Below are 16,599 nucleotides of genomic sequence, written 5' to 3' on the forward strand. Positions count from 1 at the left end.
ACCATGCGCATCGCCACCTCGCAGCTCTACAACCGCCCCGCTTCGCTGATGACCCAACTCACGGCGCAGGCGGACAAGGTCCAGACCCAGATCGCGACCGGCAAGCGGATCCAGACCGCCTCGGACGATCCCGGCGCTTATCTGCGCCTGCAAGGGATCAAGCAGGCCAAGGCCGACGACGGCGCCTGGGCGGCCAATATCGGCATGGCGCAGGACCTGCTCGCCCAGACCGACACCACGCTCGACAGCGTCGAATCGCAGCTCCAGCGCGCGCTCGAGCTCGCGACCCAGGCCGCCAACGGCACGATGTCCGACGCCAATCGCGACACGGTCGCCGAGGAACTCGCGTCGATCCGCGACGCGCTGTTCGGGCTCGCCAACACGCGCGACGTGCGCGGCCAGCCTTTGTTCGGTGGCGCGACCGGCGACGTCGCTTTCGTGAAGGCCGCCGACGGCACGATCAGCTTCGCCGGCACCGGCGAGCCCTCCGCGATCCCGATCGGCGAGGGCGTGAGCATCCAGGGCACGGTGACCGGTGCGCGCGCCTTCGCCAGCGGAGCGAGCGACATCTTCGCGGTGCTCGGCGCCTTCACCGCGGCGCTCGAGGCCGGCGGCGACGTCAAGGCGGCAGGCGAGGCTGCGCTCAACGGCATCAACGCCTCGATCGCGACGGTCGGCGTGGTCCGCGCCTCGGCCGGCGCCCGCGCCGCGCGGCTCGAGCTCGATACCGAACGCCTGGCCGATGCCGACGAGGCGCGCGAGACCGCGCGCTCGGCGCTCGAGGATACCGACGTCACCGCCGCGGTGACCGAGCTCCAGAAGACGCTGACCATCCTCCAGGCGACCCAGGCGAGCTTCACCAAGCTCACCGGCCTGTCGCTGTTCGATTATCTGCGCTGATCCGCGCGCGTCCGCTCTTTTCCACTGAAAGTCGCGGCGAAGCGGTCGTTTACCAATAAGAGTGCCGGCTCGCGGCCAAGGGGAAGTTAGTCGCATGTTCGTGTTGATCGGCTTCGTCGTCCTCATCGCCATGGTGTTCGGCGGCTTCGCCATCACCGGCGGCGCGCTCGGCCCGGTGATGCATGCGCTCCCGCACGAGATGCTGATCATCGGCGGCGCGGCCTTGGGGGCGCTCATCATCGGCAATTCGATGAAGGAGCTGAAGGCGCTCGGCACGGGCTTCATGAAGGTCGTGAAGGGCCCGAAGTACAGGAAGCAGGACTATCTCGACACGATCTTCCTCGTCTCCAAGCTGATGAAGATGCTGCGGACCGAAGGCCCGATCGCGCTCGAGCCGCATGTCGAGGACCCCAGGTCCTCGGCACTGTTCGCCGAATATCCGCGGCTGCTCGCCGATCACACGCTGATCAACCTGATCACCGACACGCTGCGCCTCGTCGTCGTCTCGTCGGGCACGCTCGACGTGCACGCGGTCGAGGAAGTGATGGACAACGCGATTCGGACCCACCACCACGAGGTGCAGGGCCCGCAGGCGACGCTCCAGAGCCTCGCCGACGCATTGCCGGCGCTCGGCATCGTCGCGGCGGTGCTCGGCGTGGTGAAGACGATGGGCTCGATCGACAAACCGCCGACGATCCTCGGCGGGATGATCGGCTCGGCGCTGGTCGGCACCTTTCTGGGCGTGCTGCTCGCCTACGGCATCGTCGGCCCGCTCGCGACCCGGCTCCAGCAGGTGATCGACGCCGACGCGGCGATCTATCACACGGTCAAGCAGATCATCATCGCCTCGCTGCACGGCCATCCGCAGCCGCTGGTGATCGAGGCCGCGCGCTCGGGCATCGCGCATGCCAACCAGCCGGGCTTCGGCGAAGTGTTCGACGGGCTGCGCGGGCGCTGACGTCATGGCAGCAGCGCGGGCGCCCCATGGATCGAACCAGCCGCCGAAGATCATCGTCAGGAAGATCTTCGTCGAGGGCCATGGCGGCCATCACGGCGGCGCGTGGAAGGTCGCCTATGCCGATTTCGTGACCGCGATGATGGCGTTCTTCCTGTTGCTCTGGCTGCTCGGCGCGACCACCGAGAAGCAGCGCAAGGCACTCGCCGATTATTTCGCACCCACCCTGATCGAGTTCAAGCAGAACAGCGCCGGCTCGAACGGGCTGTTCGGCGGCGACGCGATCAACGCGCCTGACAATTATCCCAACAAGGCCTCGCAGACCGGCACCAAGTCGATGACGATCCCCGTGGGCGGGGTCGGCGGCAAGCAGGTCGGCACGGGCGACAAGGGCACGCTCAAGGACCAGCGCGCGCTCACCCAGCAGGACCAGAAGAACTTCAACGAGACCGCGAAGAAGATCCAGGAGAAGATGCGTTCGCGGCCGCAACTGGCCAAGCTCGCCAAGCATATCCGCTTCGTGGCGACGCGCGACGGGATGCGGATCGACCTGCTCGACGACGCCAATTATTCGATGTTCGATCTCGGCACCACCGCGCTGGTGCCCGATGCGAGCGCGCTGATCGGCACGATCGCCGAGACGATCGCGGGGATGGAGAACCCGATCATGATCCGCGGCCATACCGACAGCCTCGGCTATGGCGACCCGCGCAACATGAACAACTGGATGCTCTCGAGCGGCCGCGCCGAGGCGACGCGGCGCCGGCTCGCCGCGGGAACGGTGCCCGAGACGCGCTTCGAGCGGATCGAGGGCGTCGCCGACCGCGAGCCGCTGATCGTCGAGGCGCCGACCGACCCGCGCAACCGCCGGGTGTCGATCACCCTGCTCTACCGGCGGATCATGGACCAGGACAAAGGCGGCGGCTTCGAGCGCAGGCTCCGCCAGCCGGTATTGGCGGCGCGCTGAGGATTTCCAGGTCTTCAATTCCCCTCCCTGAAAGGGAGGGGTTAGGGGTGGGTGTAGCGCCGGGCGAGGCTCGATGCCGCGGCCGGCGCTTTCCTTTGCGAGCGTTTCCCCTGCGAGAATAAGTCTTTTTGGGCGCGCAGACGCGCGCACCCACCCCCAGCCCCTCCCTGCAAGCAGGGAGGGGAGTCAAAGTTCTAGAAGAACTGCTTGCGGAAGGTCAGCCGGACGACCCGGCCCAGCGGATCGACCAGGTTGGGGGCATAGGCTGACGGGACCTCGCCATTCTCGTCGGTCACGCGCTGCCGCGCGTCGAACAGATTGTCGACGCGGAGCTGGACGCGCGATCCGCGCAGCCATGGGTTCTTGAGCAGGAAATCGATGTTCTGGCCCGGGTTGAACTCGGTCAGCAGGCCGACCCTGGCGAGGCTGCCGAAGTTGAGCCGGGTCTGGCTGCCGATCGGCCCGGTCATCTGCCGCGTTCCGCTCCGCCAGTTGCCGGTGACCTGGAAGAGCCAGGCGTCGCGCTTGAGTGCCGCCAGTGCGTCGATCTGGTGCGCGGCGACGCCCTGGCTGCTCGAACCGTCGAGCCGGTCGATGACCGGGAGCCCGCGACGGATCAGCACCTCGTCCTTGAAGACCCAGGCATGGTTGAGCGAGAAGCGAATGAGGTTCCCGCCGCCGCCGAAGCCGCCGCGGCCGCCGCCACCGCCACCGAAGCCACGCCCGCCGCCACCGGGTCCGCCCCTGAATCCGCCGCCGGCGCCAGGGCCCTGCCCCTCGCCGCGCTCGCGGCCCTGATCCTGCGGCGGCTGACCCTGGCCGGGTCCCTGGCCTTGCTGCTGGCCCGGTCCGTCTCCCTGGCGGCGCTGGTTGCCGCCGAACAGGCTCTGCTGCTGGCCGAGCCGGCGGAACTGCTCGAGCTGGGCGCTCATCTCGGGCGGCAGCGGCTGGCCGGTGCGGCGCGATTCGGCCATCGCCGCCTGGAAGGCGGTGCGCCGTTCCTGCATCCGCTTCGCCTGGGGCGAGGAGATCGGGATCGAGAAGTCGATGCCCCAGCGCAGCTGGGAAGTGTCCCGCCGCTCGAAATTGACCGGTCGATAGTCGATGCTGAGCAACCGGCCGTCGGCATCGCGGACGAAGCGATCGGGGAAGGCCGCCTCGATCTCCGCCGTCGCGCCTGGAAAGGTGCCCGCATAGTTGCGGTAGCGCTGGTTGCTGTAGCTCGCCCGGATATTCAGGTCGGTCTCGGCGAGCGGCCGGATCGTGACGCGTGCGTTGAATACGTGGCGGCTGTCCGCCCGCAGCAGCGGATTGCCCCCGGTGATCGCGGTGATGTCGACGCTCTCGTTGCGGACGAAATCGAAGACGCGCCGGTTCGGCGTCACCAATATCGGATTGCCCAGCTGTGCGGGGCTGGGCGCCCCTCGATCGTCGTTGATGCTGATATTGGCGCGAATCTCCCGGATCGGCGTCCAGTTCAGGCCATAGCCAGTGGAGACGAGCCGGCCGAAGTCCGAAAGCTGCTCGACTTCCAGATTGCCGTTGATCGACAGCTCCCCGATCGCCCCGAGCACGCCGCGCGACCGGCTGGTCAGGGGAAGCGTCAGGTTGCCGCGCACGCTGCCGGTGTCGCGCGAGATGTCCCCCGCCTGGAACCGGCCGGCGATCCAGGACCTGCTGTCCTGGTCCTGGCTCCGCCCGGCCACGCGCACCGTGGCGCGCACATCGCCGGCGGGAAGCTTGAACAGCGAGCCGAAGGTCGTGAAATCCACGCTGGCGTTGTTGGTCACCGACTTGGAGATCTGGTCGGGACGATTGACGGCCAGCCCCCGGGGAAGCGGGCCGAACGGATTGAAGCCCGGATCGCGCGCATCGAGCAGCGCCTGCGCCTGGGTCGCGTCGATCCCCGTGGTGGTGACCGAGTTATTCTCGCCATATTCGTAATTGGCCTGGAGCGACCAGCCCCAGCTCGCCAGCCAGGGCGAGGTCTGGCTGTTGAAGGTCAGGCCGCCGCTCAGCGTACGATTGTCGCTCGAGCGCGAGAGCGGATCGAGATTGTCGTAGTAGCGCAGCAGCCGCACGTCCTGCGAGAAGGGCGAGAAGGGATTGCCCGTCGGCAGCCGCAGCGTGGCGCTCGGCAGGCCGAGCAGCGTATCGCTGTGATTGAGCACCAGCCCGAAGGTGGCGTTGGCGCTCACCTTGTCCGAGATCGCCGGCGTATAGCTGCCGCTGATCTCCAGCCTCTTCTGCGGCGTGGCGGTGAAGCCCGGGCCTCCGTTCGGGCCCCCGCCTCCGCCCCCCGTCAGGGTGCGATAGGGCGTGAGATCGGCGACATTGGCCTGGTTCGCATTGGCGGCGAAGCCGGCGAGCGTCGGCGCCGCCCCCGCAGCGCCGCTGGGCACGCCCGCCACGGTCACCAGGGTTCCGGCCAGCGCGCTGAGCGCCGGATCGATCTCGTCGCCCGCAAGGCCGACAATGTTGCCGCGCGTGTCGAACAGCGAGGTGCCCGCGCGCGTCACGCCGCGCTCGCTTTCGAGGATGCCCGAATTCTGGCTGTACTTGACGTCGAGCTCGAGCCGCTCGTCGCGCCGGATCTTCTGGAGATTGACGTTGCCGTTCTGCCACGAATTGCCGCCCGCGGTGGGCATCGCGCCCTCGAGCAACGTGGTGAGCCCCATGAAGCGGCGGCGCAGGACGAAATTCACCACCTTCTGGTTGGCGCCATAGCCATATTGCAGCGCGGCTTCCTCGGGCAGGATGTCCATCCGCTCGATCGCTTCGGTCGGCAGGTTGCGGATCTCGGCCATGCTCGAGCGCCGGCCGCTGAGCAGGATCACCGGCTGCTCGTCGCCGCGGCCCGAGCCGCTGCCGAGCTGCGCCGAGAGCGCGTTCATCAGCTCGGTGACGTTCGATGCGCCATAGGCCCGTATGTCGGCCGGGCCGAGCTGGATCTCGGGCTTGACGTCGCCGGGAACCGCGCCGCGCAGCTGGCCGCGCACCACCACGTCCTCGACAGGCTCTTCCTCGGCCTCCGGAGGCGTCTGCTGCGGCGTGGCAGGCGCTGCCGGATCGGCGGGAGTCGCGGGCGGCGTCGGCTGCTCCTGCGCATGCGCCGCCATCGGCAGCGCGCCGACCATCAGCGCGGCGACCGCGCATCCCCATTTCACCATCGCGCCTTACTCCCCACACGCACGCACGCGCCGCCCGCTCGCTGACGGGCACGCTTCATCGGCTCGCTACAGGCGACTTGTCGCAAAATTGTGCCAAGGGTGGGAAAAACTGTGGCGCCGCCGTAGCGGCGCCCCTGGTTTCTGGTGCGGTCGAGAAGACTCGAACTTCCACGGCCTTTCGGCCACAACGACCTCAACGTTGCGCGTCTACCAGTTCCGCCACGACCGCACGTGAAACTCGCCGAGGGCTCCCGGCGTCTGGTAAGGCGCGGCCCCTAGCAAAGCGTTTGGGCCCACGCAAGCCATCGTCGCGCGCTTTCGCGAATCTACGGATGCGCCTACACGCGGCGGTCCGCGATGCTGCTCTCCCCCGCCCTCGCCGCCGAGATGCGCCGGATCCTGGCCCTTGCCTGGCCCGTGGTGCTGACCAGCCTCAACTGGACGATCCTGCACGTGACCGACGTCGCCGTGGTCGGGCTGGTGAGCACGAGCGAGGCGGCGGCGCTGGGCGCGAGCCGATCGCTGACCTTTCCGGGAATAGTCGTGGGGCTCGGCTGGCTGACCGGGATCCTGGTCTATGTCTCGCGCGCCGACGGCGCCGGCGACCTGCGCGAGACGGGCCGTGTGTTCCACCAGGGGCTGCTGCTCGCATTGCTGCTGGGCCTCACCAGCGGCCTGGCGCTGTTCCTGTGGCCCGAGCCGATGCTGCTGCGCCTCGGCGTCGCGCCCGCCACCGCGCCCGCCGCCGCGCGCGTGGTGCAGATGATGGCGCTGGCCTATCCCTTCCAGCTGGTGATCGTCGCCGCGAGCTTCTTCTTGGAAGGCGTCAGCCGGCCGCGGCGCGTGACGGTGGTGAACCTGGCGATCCTGCCGCTCAACGCCCTGCTGGCATGGGTGCTCGCCACGGGGCAGCTCGGCCTGCCGGTGATGGGCGCGGTCGGCGCGGCGCTGGCGACCGCGATCGCCTCGGCGCTCGGCGCCCTGGGGATGATCGGCGCCGCCTGGACGCTGCCGCGCGCCGCCCGGCGCGGCGTGCACGACCTGAACGCGCTGCTCGGCCGCGATTCCTGGGCGGGCGCGCTCCGGCTCGCGCATTTCGGATTGGTCCCCGCGATCGCCTCGGGGCTCGAGCTGATCGGCTTCTCGATCCTGATCGCGCTCTCGACCCAATTGGGCACGACCACCGCGCACGCCTTCCAGATCGTCTTCTCGATCCACAACGTCACCTTCGCGGTGGCGCTGGGACTGGGATCGGCGGCGGGAGTGCGCGTCGGCAATGCCGTGGGCGAGGGCGTGCCCCAGGACGCCGCGCGGCGCACGGGAATCGCGGCAATGCTCGCGGCGCTGGCGACGGGCACCTTGTCGGTGCTGCTGATCCTGCTGGCGATGCCCGTGGTGGGGCTCTTCCCGGCGACCGAGGGCGTGCACGGCCTCGCCGCGGCGATGCTGGTCCCCTGGGCGCCCTTCATCCTGTTCGACGGGGTGCAGGTGGTGTTCGTCTATGCGCTGCGCTCGCTCGGCGACCAGGTGGCGGCCGGGATCAACGGAATCATCGCCTTCTTCGTCATCACCGGCGGCCTGGGCGTGCTGCTGGTGCACGGCGGCTATGGGCCGAACGGGCTCGTGCTCGCGTCGGGGCTGGGGATGGTGGCGGCCGCCTTGCTGCACGGCCTCCGGCTCGGCTGGGTCAGCCGCCGATTTCGGTCGCGAAGCTGAGCTCGACCACCTTGGCGTTGGGCGGCACGTCGAGCTTGGCGCCGGTGAAGTCGAGCGCCGCCTTGGGCCCGAGCGCGCGGTTCTCCGGGGTGATCCGCCAGCTGTAGACGAGCTGGTCCGCACCGTCGCGCAGCTCGACCCGGATGTCGGGGATGCGCTGCTTGGCATCGGTCGGATTGACCACCTTGCCCGAGACGACGAACGCCTCGCTGCCATTGGGCATGGGCCGCAGCTCGACGCTCTTGTCGGTGAAGCGGAGCGGCGTCTCGGCCTCGCCGCCGATCCCGAGACCGAGCTGCGCGGCGATGCCCGGCGCGCCCGAATAGAGGATGGCGCCGGTGCCGAGCAGCATCGAGATGCCGGCGATCACCGCCGCGGCGGTCCAGCGCCGGGCAGGATTGCGGCGCGGCCGGAACGGCGGCTGCGGCGCGAAGGGATCGTACTCGGGAGGCGCCTCGGCGACCGCGATCGGGTCCTCGTACACGCGCGGCGCGGGCGGCGCCGGGCGCGGCTCGGGCGCGGCAGGCCGGGCAATGGCGGGCGCCGGCGTCTCCGGTTCTGCCTCTGCCGCCTGCGCGCGCTGAGGCGCTACGCGGACATTGGAGACCCGCGGCTCGGCAGCGGCGGCGACCGTTTCCCGGCTTTCGGCGGGCGCAGGCCGCGCGCTGCGATCGAGGATGGCGGGCGCCTGGAACCAGCTGTGCTTGCAGCTCGCGCACCGCACCGTCCGGCCTTCCGCTCCGATCGCACTGTCGGGAACGAGGTACCGCGTCCGGCACTGGCTGCATTCGAGGATCATCTAAGCGTCTCACCCGCCCGGCTGCCCATTGGCCGGGTGCCGCGATTCTAGCTGTAACGAATCGGCCCCACAAGAGTCTCGACATCGCCATCGCTTGAGCCGGCGCGCGGGCTGTGCGATGCCGTCCGCCCACCCAGGCAAGGAGCGGCCGGCGCCGGCGAATGGCCAATATCGTCCAGTTCGAGAATGTCGGCTTGCGCTATGGCACGGGATCCGAGACGCTCTCGGACGTCAGCTTCACGCTCAAGAGCGGGTCCTTCTATTTCCTGACCGGCCCGTCCGGCGCGGGCAAGACCTCTTTGCTCAAATTGCTCTATCTCGCCCAGCGGCCGTCGCGCGGGGTGATCCGGCTGTTCGGCGAGGATGCCGGCGCATTGCCGCGCCAGCGCCTGCCCGGCTTCCGCCGCCGCATCGGCGTGGTGTTCCAGGACTTCCGCCTCGTCCCGCACCTCTCGGCCTATGACAATATCGCGCTGCCGCTACGCGTGGCGGGGGTGCAGGAAGTCGATGTCGAGGCGCCGGTGCGCGAGATGCTCGCCTGGGTGGGGCTCACCGATCGTGGCCGGGCCAAGCCGCCGACGCTCTCGGGCGGCGAGCAGCAGCGCATCGCGATCGCGCGCGCGGTGATCGGCCGCCCCGAACTGCTCGTCGCCGACGAGCCGACCGGCAACGTCGATCCCGAAATGGCCGAGCGCCTGCTCTATCTGTTCGAATCGCTGAACCGGCTGGGCACCACCGTGGTCGTCGCGACGCACGATTTCCACCTGATCCACCGCATCCCCAATGCGCAGATGATGCGGATCGAGAATGGCCGCCTCAACGATCCGACCGGATCGCTGCGCAACCCGCCGGGGCAGGCATGATCCTGAGCCTCGACCCCAATTCGCCCGAGCGGCGGCTGCTCGACGAGGGACGGCGCACGCGCGCGATGACGTGGATCATGGCGATCATGCTGTTCCTGACCGTGCTCGCCGGCGCGCTCGGCCTCGGCATGTTCGCCGCCACCGCCCAGCTCGACCGCGAGCTCTCGGGCAGGCTGACGGTGCAGATCGTCGAGCCGATCGCCAGCCTGCGCGACAGCCAGGCCGCGGCGATGGTGGCGACGCTCGCCAAGGTGCCCGGCGTGGCGCGCGCGCGCGAGGTCGACCGCGCGCACCTGGCCGAATTGCTGCGGCCCTGGCTCGGCGATGCCGGGCTCGATCCCGATCTGCCGATGCCGGCGATGATCGACGTCGAGCTCCGCCCCGGCGGCGACGTCGCCGCGATCGAGCAGGCGGCGCGGCGGATCGCACCGGGCGCGCGGGTCGATCGGCACGCGCAATGGCTGTCGCCGGTGCGCAGCTTCATGACGACGATGAGCTGGCTCGCGGCGGGGCTGGTGCTGCTGATCGCGGGCGCGACCGCCGCCGTCGTGCTGCTCGCCGCGCGCGCGGGGCTGGACACGCACCGCGACACGATCGATGTGCTCCACATGCTGGGATCGACCGACATCCAGATCGCCCGCCTGTTCCAGCGGCGCATCGCCTTCGACACGCTGCTGGGCGGGCTGGCCGGCACCGCGGCGGCGCTGGTGCTCATATGGTTCCTGCAGGCGCGGCTGAGCGCGGTCGGATCCGAGATGCTGGGCGGCGTCGCGCTCCAGCAGCGCGACTGGTTCCTGCTGTTGCTCCTGCCGATCGGCTTCGCGCTGGTCGCGACCGTCGCGGCGCGCGTCGCGGTGCTGCGCGCCTTGGGCAAGCGCCTGTGATCTGGCGCGTCTGCCTGTTGCTGCTCGTCGCCTGGGCCTTGGGCTTCGCTTTCTTCCTGCTGTCGCTCGGCAAGCCGCTCGAGGGGCGCAAGACCGACGCGATCGTCGTGCTCACCGGCGGCGGGGGGCGGATCGATCGCGGGCTCGCGGTGCTGCGCGCCGGCGACGCGAAACGGATGCTGGTGAGCGGAGTCGATCCCGATGTCCGCCCGGTCGAGCTCGCGGTCCAGTTCAGGATCGACCGCCAGCTGATGGCCTGCTGCATCGATCTCGGCTGGCAGGCGGTAGACACGCGCTCGAACGCCGACGAGACCGCCAAATGGGTGCGGCAGCACGGCTTCCGGTCGGTGCGGCTGGTGACCACCGACTGGCACATGCCGCGCGCGCGGATGGAGCTGGCGAGCGCGCTGGGCGGCGATGTCGAGGTGATCGGCGACGGTGTGCGCAGCGGGCCCAACAGCCCGGGCTGGGGCGTGCTGTTTCGGGAGTATCACAAATACCTCGTGCGGCGGATCGCGCTCTGGCTGGGCGCGGGCTGATGGACCGGGTTCGCGCTATTCTGTTCGCCATCGCCTTTTACGGGCTTTCGGTGCCGATCGTGCTGCTCGCGCCCGTCATGGCCTTGTTCGGCCAGCGGGCGTTTCGCGGCTGGGTGCTGCGCTGGACCCGATATCATGCATGGTGCGCGCGGCATCTGGTCGGGATCCGCACCCGCGTGGAGGGCGCGCCGCCGGCCACGCCCGCGCTCTATGCGGCGAAGCACCAGTCCTTCTACGAGACGTTCGAGCTGGTCCGGATGCTCGGCGCGCCGGCGGTGGTGATGCGCCAGGAATTCGCGCGCATCCCGGTCTGGGGCTGGGCGGCGCGGCGCTATGGCGTCATCGTCATCGATCGGAGCGGCGCGGCATCGGCGCTGCGCCAGATGATGCGCGAGGCCAAGGCCGCGGGGGCCGAGGGGCGCTCGGTGATCCTCTTTCCCGAAGGGACGCGCTCACCGCCCGGCGAAGCGCCGCCGCTCAAATCGGGGCTGGCGGGCCTGTATCGCGCGGTCGGGCTGCCGGTGGTGCCCGTGGCGCTCGACAGCGGCAAGGTATGGCCCAAGCACGGGCCGATGCGCCCCGGCATGGTGACCTTCCGCTTCGGCGATCCCATCCCCGCGGGCCTGCCGCGCGCCGAAGCCGAAGCGCGCGTGCATGCGGGGATCAATGCGTTGAATGCGTGATCTCAATCCTCCCCCGCCAGGGGGAGGTGTCGCCGAAGGCGACGGAGGGGGAGGTAAGCGACGAACAGGCCGTCGTGCTTCCTCCTCCGTCATGCTTCGCATGCCACCTCCCCCTGGCGGGGGAGGATTGGGATTTTATTCGTGCGAGCGCCCGAAGTCCGGGCGGGCGTCGTCCTGGCCCTGGTCGATGATCGAGCGGCGGACGGCGCGGGTGCGGCTGAACAGCTCGAACAATTCGTCGCCCTTGCCCCAGCGGATCGCGCGCTGGAGCGCGGTGAGGTCTTCCGAGAAGCGCTGGAGCATGTCGAGCACCGCCTCGCGATTGGCGAGGAACACGTCGCGCCACATCGTCGGGTCCGACGCGGCGATGCGCGTGAAGTCGCGGAAACCGCCCGCCGAATATTTGATCACTTCGGAGCTGGTGACCTCCTCCATGTCCGATGCGGTGCCGACGATCGTATAGGCGATGAGGTGCGGCAGGTGGCTGGTGACCGCGAGCACGCGGTCATGATGCGCGGGCTCCATCGTCTCGACCTCGGCGCCCAGCCGGCGCCAGAATTCGAGCACGCGCTCGGTCGCCAGCGCGTCGGTGCCCTCGGGCGGCGTGACGATGCACCAGCGATGGTGGAAGAGCGACGCGAAGCCCGCCTCGGGGCCACTATTCTCGGTGCCCGCCACCGGATGCGCGGGGACGAACACGGCCCCTGGAAGCGACGCGCGCACCGCCTCGATCACGCTTTCCTTGCACGAGCCGACGTCGCTCAGGATCGCGTCGGCGGGCAGGTCGGCGGCGATCTCGGCCGCCACCGCGCCCATCGCGCCGACGGGGACGCAGAGCACGACCAGGTCGGCATCGATCACCGCGGTGCCGGCGGTGTCGGCCACGTCGTCGCACAGATCGATGCGCACCGCGGTCTCGCGCACCGCGGGATCGCGGTCATAGCCGGTGACGCGCACGCTCGGCATGTGCTGGCGCACCGCCCGCGCGATCGACGAGCCGATCAGCCCGAGCCCGATGACCGTGACGCGCGCGAAGGGCAGCATCAGGCCCCCACGATCTCGCGGATCGCCGCCGCGACGGCCTGGATCTCGTCCTCGGTGCCGATGGTGATGCGCAGCCCGTGCGGCAGCCCCTGCCCCGGCAGCCAGCGGACGATATAGCCGCGCTCCATCAGCGCCTTATAGGCATGCTCGGCGCTCACTTCGCCTTCGAACAGGACGAGCTGGAAATTGGCCTTGGAGGGGACCGCGCGCAGCCCCTTGTTGCCCATCGCGTCGATCTGCCCGGCGAACCAGGTGCGCCATTCGCGATTGTGCCGATAGCTGTGCTCGACGAAGCCACGGTCGCCCAGCGCCGCCACCGCCGCCTTCTGCGCCGCGGTGCTGAAGTTGAACGGCGCGCGGATGCGGTGCATCGCGCCGATCATCTCGGGCGCGCCATAGCCCCAGCCGACCCGCTCCGAGGCGAGCCCGAAGATCTTCGAGAAGGTGCGCGTGACCAGCACGTTGCTCGTCGTGCGCGCGAGATCGAGCCCGCCGTCATCGTCCTCGGGATCGAGATATTCGGTATAGGCCTGGTCGATCACCAGCAGCACATGCGCCGGCAGCGCCGCGTGGAGCCGCGCAATCTCCGCGCGCGAGGTGTAGGTGCCGGTCGGGTTGTTCGGATTGGCGATGAAGATCACCTTGGTCCGATCGGTCACGCAGGCGAGGATCGCGTCGACGTCGCTCGCATAGTCCCTGTCGGGCGCGATCACCGGCGTCGCGCCGACGCGGCGCGCGGCGATATCGTAGACCGAGAAGCCGTAGCGGACGTAGATCACTTCGTCGCCGACCCCGGCATAGGCGCCCGCGGCAAGGTGGAGCACTTCGTCCGATCCGGTGCCGTAGATGATCCGCGCCGAGTCGAGCCCGTAATGCGCGGCGATCGCGGCGCGCAGCTCGGTCGCGCTCGCATCGGGATAGCGCTCGAGCTGCGACGCGGCGGCGGCGAAGGCGGCGCGCGCCGCCTCGGGCGTGCCGAACGGATTCTCGTTCGAGGAGAGCTTGACGGCCTTGGTGCCGGAATCGGTGGTCGAGCGCCCCGGAACATAGGGGGCGATCTCCATGACCCAGCGATTGGGAACGGGTGCATCCATGGCCGCGCGGCTTGGCGGAATGGCCTTCGGATGGCAAGCTCGGCGTGGGCAAGCACAGGAGGGGGCGATGCGGACGAGCAGCATGGTGTGGCGGGCGCTGGCGGCAGCGCGGGCGCGCAACCTGGCCGAGGCGGGCGAGAAGCCCCCGGTGCCGGGCGCGCCGGGGGCGACGCGGCGCGCCTTGCTCAAGGGAATCGCCGCGGCGGGCATGGCCTCGACGCTGCCGCGCCCCGCGCGCGCCTTTGCCGGCGGACGCGTCGCGATCGTCGGCGGCGGCATCGCCGGGCTGAGCGCGCTCCACCATCTGCGCGAGGCGGGCGTGGACGCGCACATTTACGAGGGCCGCACGCGCACCGGCGGGCGCATGTTCACGCACCGCCCGGCGAGCGGCACCTGGTTCGAGGTGGGCGGGCAATTGGTCAACACCGACCATGACGACATGCAGACGCTGTGCAAGCGCTTCGGCGTGCCCCTGGTCGACCGCAAGGTCGAGCCGCACCGCACCCTGATCCTCGGCGACGGCCGGCTGCTGCGCGAGGCTGAGCTCGCCGAGGCGCTGCGCCCGATCGCGGCGCAGATCGACAAGGACTCCGCAAGGCTCGAAAAGGACTTCGACCGCGTCGCCGCCGAGCTCGACCGGATGTCGATCACCGGATATCTCGACAAGCATCGCGCGCTGATCGGCAAGCCCTGGATCCGCGAGCTGCTCGAGGCGACCAGCCGCACCGAATATGGCGTCGAGCCGGCCCACGCCTCGGCGGTAGAACTCGTGTTCAACCTGCCGACGGTCGACGGCGAGCGCATCGAAGTGCTCGGCGAATCCGACGAGCGCTATGTGATGCAGGGCGGCAGCAGCGCGCTGATCGACGCGATGTCGACGCATTATGCCGACCGCATCTCCACCGGAAAGAGGCTCGCGCGGATCGAGCGCGCCGGGAACGGCCTGCGCCTGACCTTCCTCGACGGATCGACCGCCGAGGCCGAGACGGCGATCGTCGCGGTGCCCGCGCCCTTGCTACGCCAGATCGACTGGCGCGTGCCGCTGCCGGCGATCTGGCGCGCCTTCATCGCCGAGATGGAGCTGGGCCATAACGAGAAGGTCCAGGCGGGCGCGAACGCCACCCCTTGGCGCGCGCCGATGGGCGTGGGCGGCGAGATCTGGCAGACCCGCGCCGGAGACGGCTGGGCACTCGGCTGGGACGGCAGCGTCCACCGCGTCGACGGCGTCGCGCCGGTCTGGACCTGGTTCCTCGGCGGCGACGAAGTCCGGCGCGCCGAGGCGGAGCCGCCCTCGGCGCTCACCGCGCGCTTCGCGGGAACCGCCGCCCCGGCGATACCGGGGCTCGAGGCAGCCCTGGCCGGGCCGTTCGCGCGGACCAACTGGCACGCCCAGGCAATGACGCTCGGCGCCTATGTCAATTTCCGCCCCGGCCAGGTCACCCGCTTCGCGCGGCTGCTCTGTGTCGAGTCCGACAACCCGGCCGAGGCCCATGTGCCGTCGGCGGGGCGGATCTACTTCGCCGGCGAGCATCTGTCGGAGGCCTATCCGGGCTATATGAACGGCGGCGCGCAGACCGGGCGCGTGGCGGCGGAGGCGATCAGCGGGAGGCTGGGCGCGAGGAAGGCGGCTTAGCCAAGCGGGTGAGCAGGCCGTCTGCAAATGGGTGGTTTCGAGACGGACCGGTTTTCGGTTGAAGCGCGAGGATAGCTGTCGCTAAGTCCCACCGGAAGGTTGACTCTGCCAATCGCGACAGGAAAGCTTTGATGCAGTTAGCCGCTCAAAAGCCGCTTACGCTCCTGTTGGCCGAGTAATGACGAACAAGCCCAAAGATCGATCCACCCATCAGGCTGCTCGTGGCAAGAAGTTGCCGTCGATTCATGACTTAACATGCGAGAAGCCAGAGATCGGTGACGTTAAAGAATATCTGAAAACGCTGATGGAGGTTGATGATCGGAGTTGCGCAATTATGGGCGGTGCTCTGGTGGAAGAGTGCCTAGAAATCGCAATCCGTTGCCGCATACTCGATCCAGGAAAAACGATCGCAGACGGCTGGTTTAGGGGTCCGAACGCCCCGTTCGGCACGTTCTCGGCGAAAATCCAGATGGGTTTGGCGCTGGCGATCTACGGTCCCCAAAACCATGGTCGAATCCTCGCTGTCAAAGACATCCGAAACGCTTTCGCGCATCGATTTTTGCCGCTCGACTTCGATCATCCCGCTCTGATGGCCTCTCTCCACAAGTTTGCACCGTTTCTCAAAGGGAGCACCGAAACGAACATGAAGCTCATCTTCGCGACCGGCTGCGTGGTTCAGGCGAGAAGCCTGATGGAGGATGCGGTGGAAAACGGTGGCAAGGTGATGACGCCAAGCGTTCCCTAGCCTGCGTTGGCTAGCTTTGGATGGCCTTCGTCGAGCGCAATTCTGCGTCGACACGATCGTCCGCAATCAGGGACCGCCAGTTGAGACCGCAATGTCCGCAACTGGGTCGTTGGCGGACCGGCGGCTTCCCGCTCGGGGAGCGAACGGACGACCTAATTGTGGGCAAGGCTTGCGAGCAGGCCCCATATGCCAGCGGCCGGCTCCGAACCATTGAAATCAGCGACCATCTTTCGAGCGCAATAGATCGCATTGCAAACCAGCAGCGCCAGCGAGATCAGCAGAAAATAGAGCATGACGGCCGGCTAACACGCTCTCACAGCATTCGGAAAGCCTCTCGAGGAGCGGCAAGGCAGCCGTTCTTGAGGCACAGCCGCTCGCTCGACATTCAAATTCCCCCTCCCTGCAAGGGAGGGGGTAGGGGTGGGTTGGCACCGGCCGGGGCTCGATGCCCCGGCCGGTGCCTTTTGCTGCACGATTGATGAGTCTTTATAGGCGCGCAGACGCGCGCACCCACCCATGATCGGGTGAACAGCGCCCCGCGCTGTTCAGGCCATGCCGGGGGCATGGCCGGCCCGATCATCCCTCCCTGCAAGCAGGGAGGGGAGCC

General features: G+C 69.0%; 15 protein-coding genes and 1 tRNA gene. 10 read left to right on the forward strand and 6 right to left on the reverse strand.

Annotated elements, in window-relative coordinates:
- Positions 1 to 3: 3 nt before the first annotated feature.
- From flgL to MT490_RS18010, 3 genes are all read left to right on the forward strand, one after another.
- Positions 4 to 900, forward strand: coding sequence for a flagellar hook-associated protein FlgL (gene flgL, locus MT490_RS18000; protein WP_297390780.1), 897 nt, complete (start codon positions 4 to 6; stop codon positions 898 to 900).
- A gap of 94 nt (positions 901 to 994) precedes the next feature.
- Complete coding sequence (motA, locus tag MT490_RS18005) at positions 995 to 1,858, forward strand: flagellar motor stator protein MotA (protein WP_297390781.1); 864 nt, start codon at positions 995 to 997, stop codon at positions 1,856 to 1,858.
- Between the two features lie 4 nt (positions 1,859 to 1,862).
- A complete protein-coding gene (locus MT490_RS18010; RefSeq protein WP_297390783.1) occupies positions 1,863 to 2,822 on the forward strand; it encodes a flagellar motor protein MotB in 960 nt (319 codons plus the stop codon).
- Positions 2,823 to 3,016: 194 nt separating this feature from the next.
- Here MT490_RS18010 and MT490_RS18015 read toward each other — a convergent pair whose 3' ends face one another.
- Together MT490_RS18015 and MT490_RS18020 are read right to left on the reverse strand one after the other, a co-directional pair.
- Positions 3,017 to 5,992: a TonB-dependent receptor gene (locus MT490_RS18015; protein ID WP_297390785.1), complete on the reverse strand. Its 2,976-nt coding sequence runs from the start codon at positions 5,990 to 5,992 to the stop codon at positions 3,017 to 3,019.
- A gap of 142 nt (positions 5,993 to 6,134) precedes the next feature.
- Positions 6,135 to 6,221, reverse strand: a tRNA-Leu gene (locus MT490_RS18020).
- A gap of 128 nt (positions 6,222 to 6,349) precedes the next feature.
- Here MT490_RS18020 and MT490_RS18025 point away from each other — a divergent pair.
- Positions 6,350 to 7,708 carry an MATE family efflux transporter gene (locus tag MT490_RS18025; RefSeq protein WP_297390786.1) on the forward strand — a complete coding sequence of 453 codons (1,359 nt, stop codon included), beginning with the start codon at positions 6,350 to 6,352 and terminating at the stop codon, positions 7,706 to 7,708.
- Here MT490_RS18025 and MT490_RS18030 read toward each other — a convergent pair.
- Entirely contained in the window at positions 7,680 to 8,507 is an 828-nt protein-coding gene (locus tag MT490_RS18030) for a DUF3426 domain-containing protein (protein WP_297390788.1), read from the reverse strand. The two genes, MT490_RS18025 and MT490_RS18030, sit on opposite strands and share 29 nt — an antisense overlap.
- Positions 8,508 to 8,668: 161 nt before the next feature.
- Between MT490_RS18030 and ftsE the strand changes: the two genes are divergently transcribed.
- From ftsE to MT490_RS18050, 4 genes are read left to right on the forward strand one after another with little or no spacing between them, the layout of a single operon-like run.
- Complete coding sequence (gene ftsE / locus MT490_RS18035) at positions 8,669 to 9,370, forward strand: cell division ATP-binding protein FtsE (RefSeq protein ID WP_297390790.1); 702 nt, start codon at positions 8,669 to 8,671, stop codon at positions 9,368 to 9,370.
- Complete coding sequence (locus tag MT490_RS18040; protein WP_297390792.1) at positions 9,367 to 10,254, forward strand: FtsX-like permease family protein; 888 nt, start codon at positions 9,367 to 9,369, stop codon at positions 10,252 to 10,254. The genes ftsE and MT490_RS18040 overlap by 4 nt, the downstream gene beginning before the upstream one ends.
- A complete protein-coding gene (locus MT490_RS18045; protein ID WP_297390794.1) occupies positions 10,251 to 10,793 on the forward strand; it encodes a YdcF family protein in 543 nt (180 codons plus the stop codon). Before MT490_RS18040 ends, MT490_RS18045 begins: the two co-directional genes overlap by 4 nt.
- Positions 10,793 to 11,476 carry a lysophospholipid acyltransferase family protein gene (locus tag MT490_RS18050; protein ID WP_297390796.1) on the forward strand — a complete coding sequence of 228 codons (684 nt, stop codon included), beginning with the start codon at positions 10,793 to 10,795 and terminating at the stop codon, positions 11,474 to 11,476. Before MT490_RS18045 ends, MT490_RS18050 begins: the two co-directional genes overlap by 1 nt.
- A 135-nt stretch (positions 11,477 to 11,611) precedes the next feature.
- Here MT490_RS18050 and MT490_RS18055 read toward each other — a convergent pair whose 3' ends face one another.
- Both MT490_RS18055 and hisC read right to left on the reverse strand, forming a co-directional pair.
- Entirely contained in the window at positions 11,612 to 12,520 is a 909-nt protein-coding gene (locus tag MT490_RS18055) for a prephenate/arogenate dehydrogenase family protein (RefSeq protein ID WP_297390798.1), read from the reverse strand.
- Positions 12,520 to 13,614: a histidinol-phosphate transaminase gene (gene hisC, locus MT490_RS18060; protein WP_297390801.1), complete on the reverse strand. Its 1,095-nt coding sequence runs from the start codon at positions 13,612 to 13,614 to the stop codon at positions 12,520 to 12,522. The genes MT490_RS18055 and hisC overlap by 1 nt, the downstream gene beginning before the upstream one ends.
- Positions 13,615 to 13,681: 67 nt before the next feature.
- On the opposite strand from hisC, the gene MT490_RS18065 reads away from it, so the two are divergent.
- Both MT490_RS18065 and MT490_RS18070 read left to right on the forward strand, forming a co-directional pair.
- On the forward strand, positions 13,682 to 15,247 hold the full coding sequence (locus MT490_RS18065) for an FAD-dependent oxidoreductase (RefSeq protein WP_297390802.1): 1,566 nt from the start codon (positions 13,682 to 13,684) through the stop codon (positions 15,245 to 15,247).
- Positions 15,248 to 15,425: 178 nt separating this feature from the next.
- Positions 15,426 to 15,992, forward strand: coding sequence for a hypothetical protein (locus tag MT490_RS18070; RefSeq protein ID WP_297390804.1), 567 nt, complete (start codon positions 15,426 to 15,428; stop codon positions 15,990 to 15,992).
- Between the two features lie 152 nt (positions 15,993 to 16,144).
- Here MT490_RS18070 and MT490_RS18075 read toward each other — a convergent pair whose 3' ends face one another.
- The gene (locus MT490_RS18075; RefSeq protein WP_297390806.1) at positions 16,145 to 16,285 is read right to left on the reverse strand and encodes a hypothetical protein; all 141 of its coding nucleotides are present in this window, start codon (positions 16,283 to 16,285) and stop codon (positions 16,145 to 16,147) included.
- Between the last annotated feature and the right edge of the window lie 314 nt (positions 16,286 to 16,599).

The sequence above is a fragment of the Sphingomonas sp. genome (assembly GCF_026460985.1).
Lineage (GTDB): Bacteria > Pseudomonadota > Alphaproteobacteria > Sphingomonadales > Sphingomonadaceae > Sphingomonas.

Coding starts and splice junctions, on each gene's coding strand:
- flgL (WP_297390780.1), top strand. CDS start 4: ATGCGCATCGCCACCTCGCAGCTCTACAACCGCCCCGCTTCGCTGATG.
- motA (WP_297390781.1), top strand. CDS start 995: ATGTTCGTGTTGATCGGCTTCGTCGTCCTCATCGCCATGGTGTTCGGC.
- MT490_RS18010 (WP_297390783.1), top strand. CDS start 1,863: ATGGCAGCAGCGCGGGCGCCCCATGGATCGAACCAGCCGCCGAAGATC.
- MT490_RS18015 (WP_297390785.1), bottom strand. CDS start 5,992: ATGGTGAAATGGGGATGCGCGGTCGCCGCGCTGATGGTCGGCGCGCTG.
- MT490_RS18025 (WP_297390786.1), top strand. CDS start 6,350: ATGCTGCTCTCCCCCGCCCTCGCCGCCGAGATGCGCCGGATCCTGGCC.
- MT490_RS18030 (WP_297390788.1), bottom strand. CDS start 8,507: ATGATCCTCGAATGCAGCCAGTGCCGGACGCGGTACCTCGTTCCCGAC.
- ftsE (WP_297390790.1), top strand. CDS start 8,669: ATGGCCAATATCGTCCAGTTCGAGAATGTCGGCTTGCGCTATGGCACG.
- MT490_RS18040 (WP_297390792.1), top strand. CDS start 9,367: ATGATCCTGAGCCTCGACCCCAATTCGCCCGAGCGGCGGCTGCTCGAC.
- MT490_RS18050 (WP_297390796.1), top strand. CDS start 10,793: ATGGACCGGGTTCGCGCTATTCTGTTCGCCATCGCCTTTTACGGGCTT.
- MT490_RS18055 (WP_297390798.1), bottom strand. CDS start 12,520: ATGCTGCCCTTCGCGCGCGTCACGGTCATCGGGCTCGGGCTGATCGGC.
- hisC (WP_297390801.1), bottom strand. CDS start 13,614: ATGGATGCACCCGTTCCCAATCGCTGGGTCATGGAGATCGCCCCCTAT.
- MT490_RS18065 (WP_297390802.1), top strand. CDS start 13,682: ATGCGGACGAGCAGCATGGTGTGGCGGGCGCTGGCGGCAGCGCGGGCG.
- MT490_RS18070 (WP_297390804.1), top strand. CDS start 15,426: ATGACGAACAAGCCCAAAGATCGATCCACCCATCAGGCTGCTCGTGGC.
- MT490_RS18075 (WP_297390806.1), bottom strand. CDS start 16,285: ATGCTCTATTTTCTGCTGATCTCGCTGGCGCTGCTGGTTTGCAATGCG.